The sequence below is a fragment of the Arthrobacter sp. Y3221114 genome, from assembly GCF_059092625.1.
Map to the genome: position 1 here is coordinate 682,030 of NZ_JBNHHW010000001.1, position 20,527 is coordinate 702,556.

17 protein-coding genes and 1 tRNA gene are annotated in these 20,527 nt (G+C 65.1%); 10 read left to right on the plus strand and 8 right to left on the minus strand.

The window, feature by feature from the left end:
- The first annotated feature begins 36 nt into the window (after window positions 1-36).
- The gene (locus AC5RV3_RS03105) at window positions 37-1,800 is read left to right on the plus strand and encodes an accessory Sec system protein Asp2 (RefSeq protein ID WP_494120854.1); all 1,764 of its coding nucleotides are present in this window, start codon (window positions 37-39) and stop codon (window positions 1,798-1,800) included.
- Window positions 1,801-2,137: 337 nt separating this feature from the next.
- Here AC5RV3_RS03105 and AC5RV3_RS03110 read toward each other — a convergent pair whose 3' ends face one another.
- A complete protein-coding gene (locus AC5RV3_RS03110; RefSeq protein ID WP_494120855.1) occupies window positions 2,138-2,878 on the minus strand; it encodes a zinc ribbon domain-containing protein in 741 nt (246 codons plus the stop codon).
- Between the two features lie 74 nt (window positions 2,879-2,952).
- Window positions 2,953-3,981, minus strand: coding sequence for a Nif3-like dinuclear metal center hexameric protein (locus AC5RV3_RS03115; protein ID WP_494120856.1), 1,029 nt, complete (start codon window positions 3,979-3,981; stop codon window positions 2,953-2,955).
- A gap of 97 nt (window positions 3,982-4,078) precedes the next feature.
- On the opposite strand from AC5RV3_RS03115, the gene msrA reads away from it, so the two are divergent.
- The 7 genes from msrA to AC5RV3_RS03150 all read left to right on the plus strand — a co-directional run bounded on the left by msrA (window position 4,079) and on the right by AC5RV3_RS03150 (window position 11,016).
- Window positions 4,079-4,603: a peptide-methionine (S)-S-oxide reductase MsrA gene (gene msrA, locus AC5RV3_RS03120; RefSeq protein WP_494120857.1), complete on the plus strand. Its 525-nt coding sequence runs from the start codon at window positions 4,079-4,081 to the stop codon at window positions 4,601-4,603.
- Window positions 4,604-4,687: 84 nt separating this feature from the next.
- On the plus strand, window positions 4,688-5,623 hold the full coding sequence (gene cysK / locus AC5RV3_RS03125; protein WP_494120858.1) for a cysteine synthase A: 936 nt from the start codon (window positions 4,688-4,690) through the stop codon (window positions 5,621-5,623).
- A gap of 46 nt (window positions 5,624-5,669) precedes the next feature.
- Window positions 5,670-6,257, plus strand: coding sequence for a serine O-acetyltransferase EpsC (epsC, locus tag AC5RV3_RS03130; protein WP_494112037.1), 588 nt, complete (start codon window positions 5,670-5,672; stop codon window positions 6,255-6,257).
- A 48-nt stretch (window positions 6,258-6,305) separates the two neighbouring features.
- On the plus strand, window positions 6,306-7,292 hold the full coding sequence (locus tag AC5RV3_RS03135) for a diaminopimelate dehydrogenase (protein WP_494120859.1): 987 nt from the start codon (window positions 6,306-6,308) through the stop codon (window positions 7,290-7,292).
- Between the two features lie 397 nt (window positions 7,293-7,689).
- On the plus strand, window positions 7,690-8,871 hold the full coding sequence (locus AC5RV3_RS03140) for a hypothetical protein (protein ID WP_494120860.1): 1,182 nt from the start codon (window positions 7,690-7,692) through the stop codon (window positions 8,869-8,871).
- A 447-nt stretch (window positions 8,872-9,318) separates the two neighbouring features.
- Entirely contained in the window at window positions 9,319-10,059 is a 741-nt protein-coding gene (locus AC5RV3_RS03145) for a sunset domain-containing protein (protein ID WP_494120861.1), read from the plus strand.
- 345 nt (window positions 10,060-10,404) lie between these two features.
- Window positions 10,405-11,016 (plus strand): DUF6308 family protein, encoded by a 612-nt coding sequence (locus tag AC5RV3_RS03150; protein WP_494120862.1) that lies wholly within the window; start codon window positions 10,405-10,407, stop codon window positions 11,014-11,016.
- A 96-nt stretch (window positions 11,017-11,112) separates the two neighbouring features.
- On the opposite strand, the gene gnd is transcribed toward AC5RV3_RS03150, so the two are convergent.
- From gnd to AC5RV3_RS03180, 6 genes are all read right to left on the minus strand, one after another.
- Window positions 11,113-12,549: an NADP-dependent phosphogluconate dehydrogenase gene (gnd, locus tag AC5RV3_RS03155; RefSeq protein WP_494120863.1), complete on the minus strand. Its 1,437-nt coding sequence runs from the start codon at window positions 12,547-12,549 to the stop codon at window positions 11,113-11,115.
- Window positions 12,550-12,675: 126 nt separating this feature from the next.
- Window positions 12,676-12,861, minus strand: coding sequence for a hypothetical protein (locus AC5RV3_RS03160; protein WP_494120864.1), 186 nt, complete (start codon window positions 12,859-12,861; stop codon window positions 12,676-12,678).
- Window positions 12,862-13,875: 1,014 nt separating this feature from the next.
- A tRNA-Val gene (locus AC5RV3_RS03165) sits at window positions 13,876-13,948 on the minus strand.
- A 194-nt stretch (window positions 13,949-14,142) separates the two neighbouring features.
- Entirely contained in the window at window positions 14,143-14,976 is an 834-nt protein-coding gene (locus AC5RV3_RS03170; protein WP_494120865.1) for an NAD-dependent protein deacetylase, read from the minus strand.
- Between the two features lie 6 nt (window positions 14,977-14,982).
- Window positions 14,983-15,447, minus strand: a complete 465-nt coding sequence (locus AC5RV3_RS03175; protein WP_494120866.1) for a peroxiredoxin — start codon at window positions 15,445-15,447, stop codon at window positions 14,983-14,985.
- Window positions 15,444-15,866: a DUF3052 domain-containing protein gene (locus tag AC5RV3_RS03180; RefSeq protein WP_493986977.1), complete on the minus strand. Its 423-nt coding sequence runs from the start codon at window positions 15,864-15,866 to the stop codon at window positions 15,444-15,446. Before AC5RV3_RS03180 ends, AC5RV3_RS03175 begins: the two co-directional genes overlap by 4 nt.
- A 385-nt stretch (window positions 15,867-16,251) precedes the next feature.
- Here AC5RV3_RS03180 and aceE point away from each other — a divergent pair, with 385 nt between their 5' ends.
- Together aceE and AC5RV3_RS03190 are read left to right on the plus strand one after the other, a co-directional pair.
- Window positions 16,252-18,993, plus strand: coding sequence for a pyruvate dehydrogenase (acetyl-transferring), homodimeric type (gene aceE / locus AC5RV3_RS03185; protein ID WP_494120867.1), 2,742 nt, complete (start codon window positions 16,252-16,254; stop codon window positions 18,991-18,993).
- A gap of 128 nt (window positions 18,994-19,121) precedes the next feature.
- Window positions 19,122-20,453 (plus strand): PucR family transcriptional regulator, encoded by a 1,332-nt coding sequence (locus AC5RV3_RS03190; protein ID WP_494112028.1) that lies wholly within the window; start codon window positions 19,122-19,124, stop codon window positions 20,451-20,453.
- The last annotated feature ends 74 nt before the right edge of the window (window positions 20,454-20,527 follow it).

Here is a 20,527-nt window from a genome sequence, read left to right on the forward strand (position 1 = left end):
CCCCAGCGTTCACCCGGGCGCAGTAGCTTCGCAGGCATGCCCCAACGCGAACAGGACTTCCTCCACAACGGCGTCCTGGTGGAATACAAGACGCGCGATGCCAAGCAGGACCGACGCCACCTGATCGTCATGTTCACGGGACTCCGCCCGCGTGACACCTACGACTTCGACGGTCAGTCCACCCAGGAAAACCAGGCCAACTGGCTGTGGATAAAGGACAAGTTCGGGCCGCATCCCGCCTACACGCTGTGCCGTGACATGGATTTTGCCGTCGAGGATGCAGTGATGGCGCTGATCGACGCGGAGCTGCTGCGGCTGGGCCTGAGCCGTGACGAATGCACGCTGGCGGGAGTCTCCAAGGGCGGCTTCCCGGCCCTGTATTACGGGATCAAGTACAACTTCCGCAATATCATCGCCTGCGCACCGCAGATCTACGTCGGCACGCACACCCGCCGGAACCGACCCAAGACTTTTGCGCACATGACCGGGGACGGCGGGGACCGGGAGCAGGAAGTGCTCGACGCGCTGATTCCGGACGCCGTGGCGGCAGACCAAGGCACAGGCAAAAACATCTACCTCTTCAGTTCCCTGCAAGACCAGTCCCATGCCGCTCAGACCGGCTGCGCGCTACCCCTGTTCGCCAAGTACCCAAACTTCAACTACATCGAGACCGACTCGGACCTAGTCTGGGACCATGCCGGGGAAATCCGCTACAACCTGCCCCTGATGCTCGCCATCATGGCCGCCGTGGCCGACAACACCCCGCCGCGGTTCGGCACGGTCCGCAACGGCAGCCGGATGCCGGCGCGGCTACGCCACGAGGTGCTGTCGCGGCAGCGGAAGGCGGGCGACGCCGTTGCGAGCCTTACCGGCGTGCGGCTTCGGGGTGCCACCCTCTTCCCGGAAGGCGTGGGATTCCTGCGCGGACACGCCATCCAGCGCCGCTCTTCGCTGGCCGTCACGCTGATTCTGTCCGGCAATGCGATCCGACGTGAGTACGCCCTGGCCGGGGACAGCGATCCGGCGATCTCCTTCAGGTACTACGAGGAAGCGGCCTGCGACTACAAACGGGCGAAGTTCACGTCCGCGGATAAACTCGGCATCGATCTGGGAGGGCTGCCGTCGGGGACGTACGAGGTGTGGCTGCGGCTGGCGGTCGCTGGCCGGGACGCGGAGCTGCCGCTGGCCTCGGGCACACCGCTGGCGGCCGAATCACAACTGGACGGGCGGCTGTACCGCTTCCGGACGCGGCCCGGCGGCGCCGTGCTGGATGTACGGCCCGTGCTCGGTACCGCTCCGGCGCAGGCGTACTTCCGGCTGCGCACCAGCTGGGCGCGAGGGCCCCGGGTGCATCTGGACGGGGACTACGCAGTGCGCGGTGTGGAAATCCCTCACAATGAAGCCGCCCGCTACTACCTCGTGCTGCACGGGCCAGCCGGCACCCACGCCTTCCCCCTGGCCGCCGGGGGCTTCCGCGGGAACGCGGACATCTTCGGCGACGCGCTCAGCGACTACTCCGGGGCCCACTTCGGCACCCCCAAGGGCACCGGCGTCGACATCTCGGCGCTGCCGCCGGGAACGTACGAAGTCGCCATCAGCCTCAGCAGCGCCGGAGGGCTCTACACCCTCCCGGCCGGCAAAACCGTACAGATCCGGCACGCCGACGCCGCCGGCACAACCGCCACAATGCACGACACCGTACCCGGACCGGCGTCGTTCCGGAGCGGGATTGTCTACCTCGCGCCGCCGGCACTCAGGCAGAAGATCAAGCGGAGGCTGGCCCGGCTGATCGTGCGCTGACTAGCCCGGCCTACGCCTTCCGCAGCGCCCTGAACGCTACATTGGGCGTGTCCGCGAACGCGTGCAATCCATCGGTGACATGGGGCAATGGCACTGCTGGCGCGACACTACTGGAGGCACCGTGTCCTCGCTTCAGCACTCCATCCGGCGCCCTGCGAACAGGGTGATGCAACCCTGAACAAAAAGTGCCCGACCGTCCCTGAGTGCGGGACCGCCGCCCGCCTTCTTGGGAAGGACGTCCCGGCCCGCGCATCGTTCTACCCTCAGGATTTCCCCGCCGGAACCGTTCTTATGCTGTAGGAGCTGGCCTCTGGAACGAGTGGAGCGTTGCCAGTGGCTAGTTGCCCCACTCCTCCGAGCGGATCAGGATGCAACCGGAGTCGGGACAGAAGACGATATCGTCCGGGGCGGCCTTGCGGATGTCGGCCAAGTCGCCAGGGCTGAGCTGCATGCCGGAGCCCTCGGACTTGCCGTGGAACAGCCGGGCGGCGCCGATGCCGCGATGCGCAAGGGTCTTTTCGTAGACGGCCAGCAGGGACGCCTCGAAGCTGCCGGCCACTTCCTGGCGTTCCGCGGCGGCGGCGGCACGTTCGCTTTCGATGCCGGCGAGCTCGTCGTCGCGGGCACGCTCCAGGCCGGACAGTTCTTCGCGCAGCTGGTCGTTGGCCTGCTGGTGTTCGGCCTGGCGGGTGCGGAGCCCCTCGAGTCGCTCCATCACTTCCAGCTCCACGTCTTCCAAGTCGCCGCGGCGCTTATTCAGCGACACCAGTTCGTGCTGCAGCGCGGTCAGGTCCTTGGGCGAACCCGCTCCGCTGTCCAGGCGTTTCTGGTCGCGTTCGATCCGCGACTGGACGGTTTCGACGTCGCCTTCGGCGCGCTTCAACTCGCGTTCGGTGTCCGCTATCTCTGTGTTAAGGGCGACCAGCGACGAGTCGGCGGCGGCCAGCTTCTCCACCAGCGCGTCAATGTCGGCGTTCTTGGCGGTGGCTGCAGCGCGGCGGCTCAGTTGGGTGAGCTTGCCGTCCAGTGCCTGCAGGTCGAGCAGCCTCAGTTGCTCGGAAGCCGGTGCCTTCGCCATGTACGTCCTTTCAAAACGCTGCGGAACCGCTGCGGTTCAGCCTCGTCCTAGCCTACAGTCCTGACGAAGCGCTGCTACCCTGGCGTCAGGACGAAATCCCAGGGATCGGTGTTGGTGACGCTGACCTTCACTTCCACCGTGTAGCCCTGGTCGGCCAGCACATTGTCCAGCGCCACCGACGCGGGCGTCAGCCACAGCCACTCGCTGCCGAAATGCGAGACGTCGATGAGGTACGGCCGGCCGTCCACGGCTCCTTCGCGTGCTTCGGACGCCGGGTGGTGGCGCAGGTCGGCCGTGACATAAACGTCCGCCCGCGAGGCCCGGACCTGGTCGAACAGCGAGTCCCCTGCACCGCCGCACACGGCCACGCTGCGGATGATCCCGTTGCGGTCGCCGGCCACCTTCACTCCGCCGGCGACCGCGGGCAGGATGCTAAACACCTGCTCGGCGAACTCGCCCAGTGTCTTGGCTTCGGCCAGCTCCCCCACCCGTCCGATGCCTTCTTCCGGCAAACCGTTGTCCGCGGGCGACAGCGGCCGCACATCCCGCAGCCCGAGCGCATCGGCCAGCACATCCGAAACGCCGCCGACGGCGCTGTCCGCGTTGGTGTGAACCGTGACCAAGGCGCAGCCGCTTTCGATCAGCCGGTGCACGGCGTCTCCCTTGAAGCTGGTGGTTGCGACCGAATTGACCGGCTTCAGCAGCAGCGGGTGGTGCGTGAGCAGCAGGTCGGCACCCCACTCGATGGCCTCGGCGATCACGTCGGTTGTCGGGTCCACGGCAAACATGATCTTCTGCACTTCGGCCGAGGGCCTGCCGACGACGGGGCCCACAGCGTCCCATTGCTCGGCCAGTGATTCGGGCCAGAGCTCCTCGATGGCCAGCAGCACATCGCCCAGGACCGGCGTCTTCGGCCGCGCTTCGTCCTGCACGGAGGTTTCGGTTCCCCCGGCGGCTTCGGTTTCCTCTGCGGTTTCGGTTTTCCCGGTTCCTTCGGTTCCCTCGGAGGCATTGGTTCCCTCGGGGGCTCTGGTTCCCTCGGGGGCTCTGGTTCCCTCGGGGGCTTCGGCATCCCCTGTGCGGAGCTGTTCGTCGTCGACCATGAATCCTTTTCTACCCCATCCGCGGTGGTCCGCCCACCAGCCGCCGCCCGCGTTCGCGGCCCGGGAACATTCGAGGGGTCCGTGACATTGTTAAGCCATGAAGACTTTTGTGCTTGGCGGAGGCTGCTTTTGGTGCCTGGACGCGGTCTACAACAGGACGCGCGGTGTCACGGAGGTGGTTTCCGGCTACACCGGCGGCCACATGAAAAACCCCTCCTACGAGGCGGTTTGCTCCGGAACGACCGGACACGCAGAGGTGGTCGCCGTGACGTTCGACGAAACGGTGGTGCCCGAAGACGTCATCCTGGGGATGTTCTTCGCCTCACACAACCCCACTACACTGAACCGTCAGGGCTACGACGTCGGGACGCAGTATCGCTCGTCAATGTTCTACGTCGACGACGAACAGAAGCAGACCTTCGAAGCCGCCATCGAGCGCGTGCAGGCGGACTGGCAAGACCCCGTCGTGACCGAGGTTGTGCGGCTGCCCGAGTTCTACCCGGCAGAGGAATACCACCAAAACTTCTACGCCAAGCATCCCGACGCCGGCTACTGCCAGGTGATCATCAATCCCAAGCTGGCCAAGGCTCGAAAATATTACGCCGAATGGCTCACCGCTTAGCTCACGGCTCGCCGCGCTGACTAGTGTGGAAGAAGTTTTGTTACTCCCATCTGTAACGGCCCAACGGCCAGAAGGCAGGAAAACATGGCCCCGATTTACGACGACGTCACCCAGGTTGTGGGGCGCACCCCGCTGGTGCGTCTGAACCGGCTCACCGAGGGCCTGGAGGCCCAGGTTGCCGTGAAGCTGGAGTTCTACAACCCCGCCAACTCGGTCAAGGACAGGATTGGCGTGGCCATCGTCGACGCCGCCGAAAAGGCCGGTGCGCTGAAGCCCGGCGGGACCATCGTGGAGGGCACCTCCGGCAACACCGGCATCGCGCTGGCCATGGTCGGTGCAGCCCGCGGCTACAAGGTGATCCTGACCATGCCGGAGACCATGTCCACGGAGCGCCGGGTCATGCTGCGCGCCTTTGGCGCCGAAATCGTGCTGACCCCCGGTTCCGAGGGGATGCGCGGCGCGGTCGAAAAGGCCAAGGAGATCGTGGCCCACACCGAGAACTCCATCTGGGCCCAGCAGTTCGCCAATGAGGCCAACCCGCTGATCCACCGCACCACCACCGGCGAGGAAATCTGGGCCGACACCGATGGCCAGGTCGACATCCTGGTGGCCGGCATCGGCACCGGCGGCACCATCACCGGCGCCGGCGGCCTGCTGAAGGAGCGCAAGCCCGGCGTCCAGATCATCGCCGTCGAGCCGGAAGACTCCCCCATCCTCACCGGCGGCAACCCCGGCCCGCACAAGATCCAGGGCCTGGGCGCCAACTTTGTGCCGGAGGTACTGAACACCAGCGTTTACGACGAGGTGCTCGACGCGCCGACCTCGGCGTCCGTCGCCGTTGCCCGCGACCTGGGCATTAAGGAAGGCATCCTCGGCGGCATCTCCTCGGGTGCGGCCGTCTGGGCGGCGCTGGAAGTGGCGAAGCGCCCGGAGAACGCCGGTAAGCTGATCGTGGCCGTGGTGCCCGACTTCGGTGAGCGCTACATTTCCACGATCCTGTACGACGACATCCGCGGCTAACCAGCTTCCTCGCCGCCGAGCGGCGCTGTTCAATCAGAAAGAGCACATGGGTTTCCTAGCGCGACTGCGTGAAGACCTCGAGGCCGCCCGGTCGCACGACCCGGCGGCCCGGGGCCGCGTGGAGAATTTCCTGGCCTACTCCGGGCTGCACGCCATCTGGATCCACCGGCTGACCCACAGGATGTGGGCCAACCCGTCCCTACGGCTGCCGGCCCGGCTGATCTCGCAGGCGGGACGCTTCCTGACCGGCATCGAGATCCATCCCGGCGCGACCATCGGCCGCCGGTTCTTCATTGACCACGGCATGGGCGTGGTGATCGGCGAGACCGCCGAAATCGGCGACGACGTGATGCTCTACCACGGCGTCACGCTCGGCGGCCGCTCGCTGGACAAGGTCAAGCGCCACCCCACCATTGGCGACCGGGTGGTCATCGGTGCCGGCGCCAAAGTGCTCGGCCCCGTGGTCATCGGCGCGGACAGCGCCGTCGGCGCCAACGCCGTGGTGGTCAAGGACGCTCCGCCGGAATCCATCATCACCGGCATCCCGGCCACCTTCCGGCACCGCGACCCGCAGCGCGAAACGAAACCCGCCGTCGACCCGGCCGAATACATCGACCCGGCGATGTGGATCTAACGTCCACTGCTGCCTGATAAACGTTGAACCTGGACGAGAGGACAAGCCGTGGGTGAATCGATCCGCATCGGCATAGCCGGCTACGGAAACCTGGGCCGCGGCGTGGAGGCCGCGGTAGCCAAAAACCGCGACATGGAACTGGTTGGGGTCTTCACCCGCCGGTCCCCCGCAGACCTTGCCACGCTGCGCAAGGAGACTGCCGTGTACGCGATGGACGACCTCCCCGCCCACGAAGACAGCATCGACGTGCTGATCCTGTGCGGCGGTTCCAAGGAGGACCTCCCGCAGCAGGGACCGGTCATGGCGGCGCGCTTCAACACGGTGGACAGCTTCGACACGCACGCCCGCATCCCGGAATACTTCGACGCCGTTGACGCGCCGGCGCGGGCCTCCAGCAAGACGGCGCTGATTTCCGCCGGGTGGGACCCGGGCATGTTTTCCATCAACCGGGTTTATGGCGAAGCCCTCCTGCCCGACGGCGACACCTACACCTTCTGGGGCCGCGGACTGAGCCAGGGGCACTCCGACGCCGTCCGCCGGGTACCCGGTGTCGCAGCCGGCGTGCAGTACACCTCGCCATCGGAAGCCGCCATCGAGCAGGTGCGCGACGGCAGCCGCCCGCAACTGGAAACGCGGCAGAAGCACACCCGTGAATGCTTCGTCGTGCTGGCAGACGGCGCTGACGCCGACGCAGTCCGCGAGGCCATCGTGACCATGCCGCACTACTTTGACCAGTACGATACTGAGGTCCATTTCATTTCGGCTGAAGAACTGGCCCGCGACCACAGCGCCATGCCGCACGGCGGGATGACCATCCGCAGCGGCAACACCAGTGACGAACACGCACAGGTCATCGAGTACGGGCTCACGCTGGAGAGCAACCCGGAGTTCACCGCCAGCGTCCTGGTGGCCTACGCCCGGGCCGTGCACCGCCTGCACCAGCAGGGCCGGTTCGGCGCCGTCACCGTATTCGACGTACCGCCCGGCCTGCTTTCCCCCAAATCGGCGGCGGCACTGCGCGCTGAGTTGCTGTAGCACCTCGTCACAGTCGACCGATTAGCTCGACCATCAAGCCTAAGAGGCCCCTCTGCATGGAGCAGAGGGGCCTCTCGCTGTCTGTCCGGGTTTCTCGCGCCCCGATGACGCCGTTGACTGCTTACGCCTAATGATTAGGTATTATTCGGATAACTCCTCAACCTGATGAGGAGCTTTCTCTTCCGTCTGCTCTGTTTTCATTCCTGTTGGGGGAAAATCCTTGAAAAGGCTACTTCAGCGCGCCGTTACGGTTTCAATGGCCGCTCTTTTATTCACTGCATCACTAGGACTCGCTCCGGCTCAGGCGAACCCAGTTGCCGTTACCGTCACTTCGACGACAGCGGTATCCACGGCAGTCGCGAAGGCAACGATCACGGGTGCCCCAAAGTCCTCAACCGTGGCCAGCGGCAAAACGCATAGCTTCAAAGTCAAGGCAGTCGGCGGCAAACTCAGGTATCAATGGCAGGTCAAGAAACCTAAGTCCAACAACTGGGTCAAAGCCACCGGCTCTTCTGCCAAAACCCACACTTTCAAGGTCAAGGCCACGACAAGCCTTAATGGAGCACAGTACCGCGTCCTCGTCTCCAACTCGCGCTCAAAAATCACTTCGAGGAGCGCCACGCTCACCGTTGTCACTTCACCTAGGATCACAACTCAGCCCAAGAACGTGACCGCTCCTGCCCAATCGAAGGTGACACTTTCGGTCAAAGCGAGCGGCGGAGCCATGTCATACCAGTGGCAGCGTAAGACAGGATCCAAATGGGTGAACATTTCCAGGGCCACCAAGTCGACCCACTCCTTCACAGCTCCCTCCGGGCAGTCAGTATTTGAGTACCGGGCCATAGCGGGCAACAAGGCCGGAAAAGCGACTTCCAACAGCGTGAAGGTCACGACCGTCGTTAAACCGACGGCGAAGATCCCGCGTTCAATTCAGACCACCACGGGGAACTCCGTCACTATCAAGAGCCAGGCCACGGGCGGATCCCTGTCCTACGCATGGGAACGAGAGGTCGAAGGAACCGACGGCAGGGTCTCTTGGAAGAGAATTTCGGGAGCAACAAGCGCCAACTACACATTTACCGCACGGTCGAAGAACGAACTGGATAGCTACCGGGTCGTAGTAACGAACAAAGCCGGAAAAGCCACGTCTGCTGAAACGGTGCTGTTTGTGCGATCAACGAGGCAAGACCCCTTCGCTATCGACAAGATATTCACATTGCCTGACTGGAACATGGTTTTCATCGAACCAGGTCAGTATCCAAGTGATACAGAACCAGGAAAAGTCGATCTTTATGTAGACCTGTTCCTGGGCAACAGCAGCGACTCGATTCTGGACCCCGCCGACCGGATCGTCGTGGAATACATCGGTGGGGACGGGAACATCTACAACGACTCCGGGTACACGGTAATAGATTCCTATCTCGACATGGGGCCACTGCTTCCCCCGAGGATAGACGTTGATTCCTCCATCGGCTACGGAGTCGTGTTTGCCGATGTCCCGACCGCTGCCGTCAAGGGCGGCGTCTGGCGCATTACCGATTGGTACGACGGATCCGTTGAGTACGTCCAGGGATTTTAAAGAAACACCCATCACTATGCCCTTGATGAAAAATCCATAATCAGAACTTTTTGGGAACGATCTCCCTCCAACATGACTCACACGAGATGGGTTGTTGCGATTCTGCAACAACCCATCTCTCATTCTCGCCGCCGCGGAGCGACCAGATCCCATGCAATCGGCTGCAGGACAGCCTCTGGTGGACGATGACTCTGGGCAAATTGGCCAATGCCTGAGAAATTTGCTCGTACGATTAACCTGTAATCATTTTGGTCCGGGCTCCGCCCGGGAAAGTTGGGGAAATTGAAACTCGCACCTTACGTGCGTGGCGCCGCTGTGTTTGCAGCCGCTGCCTCGCTCTTTCTAGGCTCCGTCACTGCCGCAACTGCGGCTCCGGTCCAGGCCGTTTCAGCGGTCACGGGTACCGCCATTCCTGCGACGGTCCCGACGCCTGCGCCCGAGACGAGTGTGGCGATCGAGAACATCGCCAGTCCTGTTGCTCCAGTCAGGGGCACTGCCACGGTGAAGCCCGCAGTTGCTGCGACTGGCTGGGTCTCCGTGTCAGCCAAGACGATCACGGTCAAGCAAGGCAACAAGACGGTGCTCAAGAACAAGAAGAGCGCAAAGCTCAAGGCCGGGACCTACTCGGTGGCTACGACCGTGAAGTACAAAACCTACACGGTAGAGGACGGTCAGCGGGTCTACTCGAAGGTTAAGACCACCTCGAAGACACAAAAGCTCGTGGTACGCACTGCAGTGGCGCTGAAGACCATTGCGGGCAAGAAGGCTCCCTATAACGGCACGGCGACCATCAAGCCGAATGTTTCGTCTGCCAAGGGCGTGAAAGTCGTGTCCAAGACGCTGACTGTGAAAGCCGGCAGCAAGACCGTAGCTAAGAACAAGCAGTCGGTCTCCTTGCGGGCCGGCAAGTATAAAGTCTCCACGACGGTGAAGTACCGCCTGCCGAAGTCGACATACACCCGCACCGCCACCAAGGCCCAGTGGCTGACTATCAAGGCCGGCATGAAGCCCAGCAGTGTTTCCGGCAACGGATGGGGCTGCCCTTCGGACTACCCAATCAAGGGCAACGCCAGCTCTGGCATCTATCACGTGCCGGGCGGGGCATTTTACAACCGCACTAATCCGGAGGAGTGCTTCGCTAGCCACAGCGCGGCCATTGCTGCCGGTTACCGCCCCTCTAAGCGCTAACCAAACTCTCAGCGTCGGGTGAAGCATCACCCGATGGCCCCGGGGCAGCCGCATCGGTTGTCCCGGGGCCATTTTCATTCCCGAACCTTCCCAGCCGATGTAGCGACGACGTATGTGGCCAATGGGCACGTCGCGTCGGAGTTGCTGCTGAAATGGCGAGTCGTTAGCTGCGACAGGCTGACGGCAGCGTCAACAAAGCAGCCCATACTTGTCTTCCAGGCGACCATGGAACAAAAGACCGAACAAGATATGTCATTCAGCCGATAGTGATGCCGACAGGTTCAGCAGGTGCTTCGGCAGATTCACGCAGCACTTCTGACACAGCCGTTTGACAGGAGGTCACTAATGACCGCGCAATCGTTGTCTGACCATAGATCAACAGCCGAAGAGAAACTGGCTAAGTACACCGACCCGGCTGGGAACTTCGCTTTCTCAACGTACGACCGTCTATGGCACGATGACCAGGACGCTTTGCTGGCACCGTCGGATGTCCTGATGGCCAATCTGCTGAGCCTGAGGCTGGGCTGGCGGGACGTTCTTCCGCTCTACGCCGAAGGTGATGGTCCGGCGCAGCAGCTTCGCACGACACTGGATAAGGCGCTCATCGATCTTAAGGACCAAAAGCCCTTCGAATCGTACGAGAGCGTCGATGCGTTGGAGGAAGCCGTAAGAAGTCTGGCGGCCGCGAATGAGGCTACTGGCCACGTCAAAGGGTGGACGGCGGTGACTGTTTCGAAGGTGCTGCACAGGCGTCGACCTCACATCGTGCCCCTCATCGACTCACGCGTCCGCAGGTTCTATGGAGTCACTAATGCTGCCAAGGTACGCGCTGCGCTCTGGCAGGATATTCGGGACAACGCTGAGTGGTTGGTTCCAATCGCTGAGAGCCAGAGGACTCCCGATGGCCGACCTCTGACCTTGCTTCGGCTTGCCGACATTCTTATCTGGACAGAGTAACCTGCCCAGTACACGCAGATCAGGAGGGCCGGGCTACTGTATGCAGCCCGGCCCTCACCACGCTCAGAGCTTCCCGAGTCGGAACTGCTGGGGTGTTCAGTGCGTGTCGACGGCGGAGACCTCGGACTTGTCGCCGCTCCACAGGGTGTGGAAGGAGCCTTCCGCGTCCGTCCGGCCGTAGGTGTGGGCGCCGAAGAGGTCGCGCAGGCCCTGGGTTAGGGCGGCCGGCAGGCGCTTGCGGCGGAGGCCGTCGTAGTAGGCCAGCGAGGAGGAAAACACCGGCACCGGGATGCCCAGCTGGACGGCGGTGGCCACGACGCGGCGCCAGGCCGGCACGGCCGCGCCAATCGCTTCGGCGAAGGCAGGGGCGAAGAGCAGGTTTTCCGGCTTGGAGTCGCCGGCGTAGGCCTTCATGATGTCGTCCAGCAGTTCGGCGCGGATAATGCAGCCGGCGCGCCAGAGCGAGGCGATCTCGTCCAGCTTCAGGTCCCAGCCGTACTCGCCGGCGGCGGAACCGAGCATGTCGATGCCCTGGGCGTAGCTGACCAGCTTGGAGGCAAACAGCGCCTGGCGGACGTCCTCGACGAAGCCCTGCGGCACCGTGACGTCCTCTTCGTGCCCTGCCAGCACATCCTGGGCGATCGCCCGCTGGCCGCGCTGCGAGGAAAGGCCGCGCGCGAATACCGACTCGGCGATGCCCGAGACCGGCGATCCCAGTTCCAGCGCGGAGACAACGGTCCAGCGGCCGGTGCCCTTCTGTCCGGCCGAGTCCACCACGACGTCGACGAACGGCTTGCCGGTCTTGGCGTCGGTGTGGGCAAGCACCTCGGCGGTGATCTCGATCAGGAAGGACGACAGCTCGGTCTTGTTCCAGGCGGTGAAGATCTCGGCCTGTTGCTGCGGTTCCAGGCCTGCACCGGTGCGGAGCAGGTCGTAGGCCTCGCCGATCACCTGCATGTCCGCGTATTCGATGCCGTTGTGCACCATCTTTACGAAGTGGCCCGCGCCATCGGTGCCCACCCAGCTGCAGCAGGGTTCGCCGTCGTACTTGGCTGAGATCTTTTCAAGCATGGGGCCGAGTGAGTCGTAGGACTGGCGGGAGCCGCCGGGCATGATGGACGGGCCCAGGAGTGCGCCCTCCTCGCCGCCGGAGACGCCGATGCCCACGAAGTGCAGTCCCTTCTCCGCCAGGGCGGCCTCCCGGCGCCGGGTGTCCTCGTAGTGCGAGTTGCCGGCATCGATGACGATGTCGCCCTCTTCCAACAACGGCACCAGTTGCTCGATGACCGAATCGACCGGCTTGCCGGCCTTGACCATGATGAGCACGCGGCGGGGCTTCTGCAGGTTGTCCACCAGCTCCTGCAGCGACTCGGTGCGGATGAATTCGCCCTCGTCGCCGTGGGCGGACAGCAGGGCGTCCGTCTTTTCCAACGAGCGGTTGTGCAGGGCGACCGTGTAGCCGTTGCGGGCGAAGTTCCGTGCCAGGTTGGCGCCCATGACGGCCAGACCTGTCACACCGATGTGTGCGCTCATTGAGTCTCCATGTGTGCGGTCCCCGCGGTCAGGGACGTCAGCGAACAGCCCGAGCGGGCCGAGGTTCCTCATCAAGCCTAATCCCGACCGGCGGCACCGGCTAAGCGGGCAGACGTTAGGTATGACTCATTCGCTGGCGGCAGTCGAGGGGCGGAAGCGCAGCCAGGTGTCGATTTCGTCATCGTCCGCGTCGTCCTCGGCGGGGAAACCCACGCCGGCGGAGGCGTCCGCGCCGGGATCCGGGCGGGGAGTCAAGGAACGAGGCGTTGCCGCGGGCAGGTCGATTTCATCCAGCAGGTCCCGCCCGGACATCCGGCCTGCATCCTCCGACCACGGCCGGCGGTGCGTGCCGCAGCAGGCACAGCGCCGCGCCGAGGCGGTGTGCACAGGGATGAAAGTGCGGCCTGCACTCCGGCAGAACTTCTCCATTGTTGCCCCTCACGAAAACCAGCATGATCGGTACAGCGTTGCAGACCGGAGGCCGGTTGTGGAGGGTTGGCAAGCCACGTTGCTTAACCGTTATTGCATGACGCAGCAGCGGCTTTGTCTTGGCATAAGATCGGCGCAATTGAGGCCCGACAGCACCGTTCAATGGGGCGTGAATGGTAGGGCTGTCGCCGCATTTTGGCCCGGATTTGCTGATAATGACAGACACGTTTAACAGTTCAATCAGGGTGGTTGAGAAATGCCCACGGGTCATGGCAGACTGTGGCTTGGCGGTGGCATTGAACGCCCGGGAGCCCCCATCTCCTGGTTGCTGCACCGCCTATCCCCTGGCAGTTCCGTTGATCCCCCATCTAACGGCTGCCCCGAAAGGCACTGTCCCTCACGGGACAGTGCCTTTCCCTTTGGAGCTGTGAACCGACTGCAATTCCGGGGACGGGGATCGTCGCGACCGACGAATGTGGTGGGCAATTCCTTCCCGCTGTGCCGGAGAGACCACGCGGAAGCGGGGCGGGACGGCGTGTCTGGTGCGGGGGGCTGCGGCAGACACGGGTGCTTTGGTGACGCCTGGATTCACGGGACCGGGTCACGACGCCGGCGGATGCTGCACGCGGACGGATACTTCATCGGGCACCCTGCGGTTCTGAGGAACAGCCCCGCCCATCCCCCAACAGCGGGCGGGGCCGTTTACCTCATCCATCCGGCTCCCCCTGCCCCCATGCAGCGGTCACCGGGAGCCCCACGTTACACCGGCAGCCCCCTGCTGAACCCCAAGATTCGCTCAGGAATCAAGAGATTCGGGTCCCCGCGTCCGGCGGGGCCTGGGAACGAAAAAACCCCGCGCTCCCAGGCTGATTGCCTGACAGTGCGGGGTTTGCCCGGTGGGTCCTACCGGGATCGAACCGATGACATCCACGGTGTAAACGTGGCGCTCTACCAGCTGAGCTAAAGACCCGTTGTAATGTCGAAAGCGGGACCGCGGAGCGTTATCCGCCGCAACATCACGAGGATTCACTCTACCGGAAAAACCGGCGTGAACGCCAACCGAATTTTCGTGCGAATAAACACGATGCAACCTGTAACCTGAGACCCCCCTCACGCGGATCGGTCGGCGCCCGGAAGGGCCCTGCAAGTCCTTTTGGCCGCGTCTCAGGCCGGTTTCGGGAGCCGGCCCGGCAACTCCGCCGCCAGGTGGCCGAGGGCTTCGGAGACGCCCGTTTCCAGCTTCAGGTCGGCCAGTTCGTCGCCGCGGGTGGCCCCGCGGTTGATGATCACCACGGGTTTGCCCTGTTTGGAGGCGTGCCGGACGAACCGCAGGCCGCTCATCACGCTCAGCGAGGACCCGGCGACCAGCAGCGCCTCGCCGTCGTCCACCATGGCGTAGGCCGCCGCCACCCGGTCCTTGGGGACATTCTCGCCGAAGTAGACGAAGTCCGGCTTGAGCATGCCGCCGCAGACCAGGCAGTCGGCCACGACGAAGCGGTTGGTATCGGCGACCTCGGCGTCGGCGTCGGGAGCGACGTCGCCGGCGTCTCCGGTGGCGGCGTAGGCGGGATTGAGTTCCTCCAGCCGCACCGCCAGCGAGGAGCGGCTGGTCACGTCCCCGCAGTTCAGGCAGATCACGCGGTCGAAACGCCCATGCAGGTCGATGACGTTCACGCTGCCGGCGTCCTCATGCAGCCGGTCCACGTTTTGCGTGATCAGGCCGCTGAGCAGGCCGTTCTCCTCCATCGCTGCCAGGGCGTAGTGGCCGGGATTGGGCGCGGCGTGGTGCATGTGCCGCCAGCCGATGTGGTTGCGCGCCCAGTACCGGCGGCGCAGGTCCTCGTCGCCCACGAACTGCTGGTACGTCATCGGAGTGCGCGGAACGGAGGTGGGGCCGCGGTAGTCCGGGATGCCTGAATCGGTGCTGAGGCCCGCGCCGGTCAACACGGCCAGACGGCGTCCAGCCAGGATCTCGAGCGCCGGCCGCAGCAACTCCATGGCAGGTTAGAGCTCTTTCAGCACGCGGTGGTATTCCTGGATGTCGCGTGCCTGGCTGCGCGGATTGCGGATCACGTGCCGCAGGGTGCCTTCGGCGTCGATGATGAAGGTGCCGCGCAGGGCCATGCCGGAGTCGTCGTCGAACACGCCGTAGGCCTTGGCGACGTCGCCGTGCGGCCAGAAGTCGGCCAGCAGGTCGAACTCGTAGCCCTCCTGCTCCGCAAACGCCCGCAGGGCGAACTTATGGTCAACCGAGACGGCCAGGACGCGGGCATTCTCGCTGCGGAAAAGTCCCAGGTCGTCGCGCAGCTCGCACAGCTCGCCGGTGCAGATGCCGGAGAAGGCGAACGGGTAGAACACCAGCACGACGTTCTGGCCGCGCAGGGCAGAGAGCCTGATGGGTTCGCCGAACTGGTTGGCCAGCTCGAAGTCGGGTGCGGGCAGCCCTGTCCGGGGTGCGTCCGCGGTCACTTGTTGGTCCGCTTGCTGACCAGCCGGGTGGCAGCCCAATCGCCGGATACGCCGGCGGAAGTGGTCACGTGCAGGCCGGCAGTCGGCGCCGCTTCCTGGACGTCGGCCGGCGGCACGTAGCCGTCCCGGCCGGACTTCGGCGTCAGCACCCAGACCACTCCGCCCGGCCCGAGGGTTGTCTGCGTGTCGACCAGCGCGTCCACCAGGTCGCCGTCGCCGTCGCGCCACCACAGGATCACCGCGTCAACCACGTCGTGGTCGTCCTCGGTGAGCAGTTCGGAGCCGGTGAGGTCCTCGATGTCGTCACGCAGATCGAAGTCCACGTCCTCGTCATAGCCGAATTCCTGGATCAGGTCCCCGTCTTTGAAACCCAAATTGCCTGCCACATTCTCTACCGCGGCGGCTTCGGCCTCGCCCACTGTGCTCCTCCTGTATGGAACGTATCTGATTCGCCTCACCGATGAGGATGGGCGTGTTGCTAGTTACAAGCCAACACCCTAATCGCCGTCGCTTCAAGCCACCCGCAAGCCGCTGCGGATTTTTGCCGCGCCGCTGGGCCTCTTTACGCCTCTTCTTAAGGGGCGACGGCGTGTGCCTGCCGGGAGCGGCGGCGGTGCGCCTTTCCCGGGTGACGGCGGCGCGGCCTCCGCCGTCGTCGTAACAACTGGCACGGGCGGCTCCGGCTGCGTTGTAATGCCCTGAACAGTTAGAGTGGCACTGAAGAATATCTCCCGGCCGGACCATGCGCCGGGTCGCTATGCCACGTAAGGCGCAGACACAATCTGCACGTATGAGAGGTTGGACGTGAGCGCAGGAGAAGATACCTCGCACATCCTGAGCGGGCTGACAAGCCAGCTGTCGGATCGCGATCCCGAAGAAACCGCCGAATGGATTGAGTCCTTCGACGGTCTGGTGGAGAGCCAGGGCACCGAACGGGCCCAGTTTATTGTCCGCTCCATCCTGCAGCGTGCGGGTGCGCAGAGCGTCGGCGTGCCGATGGTGACCACCACGGACTACGTGAACACCATTCCGGTCGACCAGGAGCCGGAGTTCCCGGGCGACGAGGAGATCGAGCGCCGCTACCGCGCCTGGATGCGCTGGAACGCCGCCATGCTGGTGCACCGGGCACAGCGCCCGGACATCGGCGTGGGCGGACATATCTCCACGTACGCCGGCGCAGCCACCCTCTATGAAGTGGGCTTCAACCATTTCTTCCGCGGCAAGGACCACCCCGGCGGCGGCGACCAGGTCTTCTTCCAGGGCCACGCCTCCCCCGGCATGTATGCGCGCGCCTTCCTCGAAGGCCGGCTCACCGAGGAGGATTTGGACGGTTTCCGGCAGGAGAAGTCCCGCGAGGGCCACGCCCTGCCCTCCTACCCGCACCCGCGCTCCATGCCCGAGTTCTGGGAATTCCCGACCGTTTCCATGGGTATCGGCCCGGCCAACGCCATCTACCAGGCGCAGCTGAACCGCTACCTGCAGAACCGCGGGATCAAGGACACCTCCGACCAGCATGTCTGGGCGTTCCTGGGCGACGGCGAGATGGACGAACCGGAGTCGCGCGGCTTCCTGCAGTTGGCAGCCAACGAAAAGCTGGACAACCTCACCTTCGTGATCAACTGCAACCTGCAGCGCCTCGACGGGCCGGTGCGCGGCAACGGCAAGATCATGCAGGAACTCGAGGCCTTCTTCCGCGGCGCCGGCTGGCATGTCATCAAGGTGACCTGGGGCCGTGAGTGGGACGAACTGCTCGCCAAGGACCAGGACGGCGCGCTGGTGGACATCATGAACTCCACCCTCGACGGCGACTACCAGACCTATAAGGCCGAATCCGGCGGGTTCGTCCGCGAGCACTTCTTCGGCAAGACCCCGCAGACCAAGGAAATGGTCGCGGACATGACCGACGAGCAAATCTGGAACCTCAAGCGCGGCGGCCACGACTACCACAAGGTCTACGCCGCCTACCGGGCCGCCACCGAGTTCAAGGGCAAGCCCACGGTGGTCCTCGCCCAGACGGTCAAGGGCTACGGCCTGGGCACGCACTTCGAGGGCCGCAACGCGACCCACCAGATGAAGAAGCTGACGCTGCAGGACCTGAAGGACTTCCGCGACCACCTGCGCATCCCGATCTCGGACGAGCAGCTCGAAGCCGATCCGTACCGGCCGCCGTACTACAGGCCGGGGCCGGACACCCCGGAGATCAAGTACATGATGGAGCGCCGCGAAGCGCTCGGCGGCGCCGTGCCGGAACGCCGGACCGCGCACCAGCAGCTCCACCTGCCCGAGGACAAAGCCTACGAGGTCGCCAAGCGCGGCTCCGGGAAACAGCAGGCGGCCACCACCATGGCCTTCGTGCGCCTGCTGAAGGACCTGATGCGGGACAAGGAATTCGGCGCCCGCGTGGTCCCGATCATTCCGGACGAGGCGCGGACCTTCGGCATGGACTCGTTCTTCCCGACGGCGAAGATCTACAACCCCAAGGGCCAGAACTACCTCTCCGTGGACCGCGACCTGGTCCTGGCGTACAAGGAGTCTCCGCAGGGCCAGATCCTGCACACCGGCATCAACGAATCCGGCTCCACCGCCGCTTTCACCGCCGTCGGCACCTCCTACGCCACCCACGGCGAGCCGTTGGTGCCGATTTACATCTTCTACTCGATGTTCGGCTTCCAGCGCACCGGCGACTTCTTCTGGGCCGCCGCCGACCAGATGGCCCGCGGCTTCGTGATCGGCGCAACCGCGGGACGGACCACCCTGACCGGCGAGGGCCTGCAGCACGCGGACGGGCACTCCCCGGTCCTGGCCTCCACCAACCCGGCGGTCGTCACCTACGACCCGGCCTACGGGTACGAGATCGGGCACATCATCCGCGCCGGCCTGGATCGCATGTACGGCGGGAACCACCCGGATCCCAACGTGATGTACTACCTGACCGTCTACAACGAGCCGATCGTCCAGCCCGCCGAACCGGAGGAACTGGACGTCGAGGGCCTGGTGAAGGGGATCTACCTGCTGGCTCCGGCCAAGGTCGACGGGCCGCGCACCCAGCTGCTGGCCTCCGGCGTGGCCGTGCCGTGGGCGCTGGAAGCCCAGCAGTTGCTGGCCGATGACTGGGGCGTCTCCGCCGATGTCTGGTCGGTGACCAGCTGGAACGAACTGCGCCGCGACGGCCTGGCTGCCGAGGAGGAGGCGTTCCTGAACCCCGGCTCCGAGCCGCGCAAGCCCTTTGTGGCCCAGCAGCTCGAAGGTGCGACCGGCCCGATCGTGGCGGTCAGCGACTACATGGCCGCCGTACCGGACCAGATCCGGCAGTACCTGCCCAACGAGTTCGCGACCCTGGGCGCCGACGGCTTCGGGTTCTCCGACACCCGGGCCGCGGCCCGGCGCTTCTTCAAGATCGACAGCCACTCGATCGTGGTCCGGGCCCTGCAGATGCTGGCCCGCCGCGGCGAGATCGACCAGAATGTGCCCCGGGATGCGTTCGAAAAGTACCGCCTGATGGACGTCAACGCGGGCACCTCGGGCAACGCCGGCGGCGACTCCTAACCGCGGCAAGCGCGCCACCAGACAGGCGGCGGATCAGGCCTTTTCCGGCCGGGTCCGCCGCCTGTTTTAGTAGGAACCACACAAAAGACGGAATGGAGCTTGCCCGGGCAAGTGCGTATGCTCGTTGCATGCCCCACGCCCGGACCGACCCCGCCAAGACGGCTGCCCCACCGGGCACGACGGCCGCCAAGAAAACCACGGCACGGCAGGCGCCGTCGTCGGCATCAGCCGCCGGCGGGGGCCGCGCCGGGGCCGGACGGAAGGGCGATCGGGCGGCCACCGGCAACCCGGCAACGCTGGAACGGCTGCGGACCAAGATCGGTGCGCTGGCGACGGTGACTCTGAAGCGGCTGGATTCAGACCTGCCCTGGTACCGCGGGCTGCGGCCGGACGAACGCTCCGCGCTGGGCCTGGTGGCGCAGAAGGGCATCGCGTCCTTCGTGACGTGGTACGAACGCCCCACGTCCCCGGCCTGGGTGATGAACGATGTCTTCGGCACCGCCCCCACCGAGCTGACCCGTTCCATCAGCCTGCAGCGCGCCCTGCAGCTGATCCGCGTGGTAGTCGAAGCCGTGGAAGACGAAGTGCCGGACCTTGCCGGCGAAAGCGACGAGGCCCAGCTGCGCGAAGCGGTGCTGCGCTATTCGCGCGAGGTCGCCTTCGCTGCCGCGGACGTGTACGCCCGCGCCGCCGAGACCCGCGGCTCGTGGGACACCCGCCTTGAGGCGCTCGTCGTGGACGCGATCCTGCGCGGCGAAAGCTCCGACGCGCTGCGTTCCCGGATCGCCGCGGTCGGCTGGAAGACCACCGGCCCCATCACGGTGATGGTGGGCGGCTCCCCCGGTGAACCGGGCCCCAGCTTCGTGACCGAGCTGCGCCGCGCCAGCTCACGCTACGCCGCGGACACGCTGGTGGGCATCCAGGGCGAGCGGCTGATCCTGGTGCTCGGCGGCCTGTCGGACCAGGACACCGCCTTCGTGCGGCTGGCCGAGCTCTTCGGACCCGGGCCGGTGGTCTACGGCCCGGAAGCCCGCTCGCTGGTGGATGCCAGCACCTCGGCCCAGGCCGCCTTCGCCGGGCTCAACGCGGCCAGGGCCTGGCCGGCCGCACCGCGTCCCGTCGCGGCCAACGACCTGTGGCCCGAACGGGTGATGTCCGGCGACGACGCCGCGCGCCGCGACCTCTACAAGTACATCTACGTGCCGCTGCTCAATGCCGGCAATGGGCTGGTCGAAACGCTCTCCAGCTACCTGTCTTTGGGGCATTCGCTGGAAGCCACGGCACGGGAACTCTTCGTCCACGCCAACACGGTGCGCTACCGGCTGCGCCGGGTATGCGACGTGACCGGCTGGGATCCGCTGCTGCCGCGGGAGGCCTTCGTGCTCCAGACCGCCCTCGGCGTGGGACGCCTCGTGGCTCCCGCGCGGAGCCCGAAGGACCGCGCGGCGGCTCGGCAGTAGTTGCGGCACCTTGTAGACTTCCTACAAAGCGGTTCGGCGAGCTTCGTGTGCCGAAACACCGTGGAAACCGCCTC

Bases quoted from the DNA above. Each gene is read 5' to 3' on its own strand.
- AC5RV3_RS03160 (WP_494120864.1), bottom strand. From the start codon at position 12,861: ATGTCCGGGCGGGACCTGCTGGATGAAATCGACCTGCCCGCGGCAACG.
- msrA (WP_494120857.1), top strand. From the start codon at position 4,079: ATGAAGACTTTTGTGCTTGGCGGAGGCTGCTTTTGGTGCCTGGACGCG.
- cysK (WP_494120858.1), top strand. From the start codon at position 4,688: ATGGCCCCGATTTACGACGACGTCACCCAGGTTGTGGGGCGCACCCCG.
- AC5RV3_RS03110 (WP_494120855.1), bottom strand. From the start codon at position 2,878: ATGGCGAAGGCACCGGCTTCCGAGCAACTGAGGCTGCTCGACCTGCAG.
- AC5RV3_RS03105 (WP_494120854.1), top strand. From the start codon at position 37: ATGCCCCAACGCGAACAGGACTTCCTCCACAACGGCGTCCTGGTGGAA.
- AC5RV3_RS03190 (WP_494112028.1), top strand. From the start codon at position 19,122: ATGCCCCACGCCCGGACCGACCCCGCCAAGACGGCTGCCCCACCGGGC.
- gnd (WP_494120863.1), bottom strand. From the start codon at position 12,549: ATGAGCGCACACATCGGTGTGACAGGTCTGGCCGTCATGGGCGCCAAC.
- epsC (WP_494112037.1), top strand. From the start codon at position 5,670: ATGGGTTTCCTAGCGCGACTGCGTGAAGACCTCGAGGCCGCCCGGTCG.
- AC5RV3_RS03170 (WP_494120865.1), bottom strand. From the start codon at position 14,976: ATGGAGTTGCTGCGGCCGGCGCTCGAGATCCTGGCTGGACGCCGTCTG.
- AC5RV3_RS03115 (WP_494120856.1), bottom strand. From the start codon at position 3,981: ATGGTCGACGACGAACAGCTCCGCACAGGGGATGCCGAAGCCCCCGAG.
- AC5RV3_RS03150 (WP_494120862.1), top strand. From the start codon at position 10,405: ATGACCGCGCAATCGTTGTCTGACCATAGATCAACAGCCGAAGAGAAA.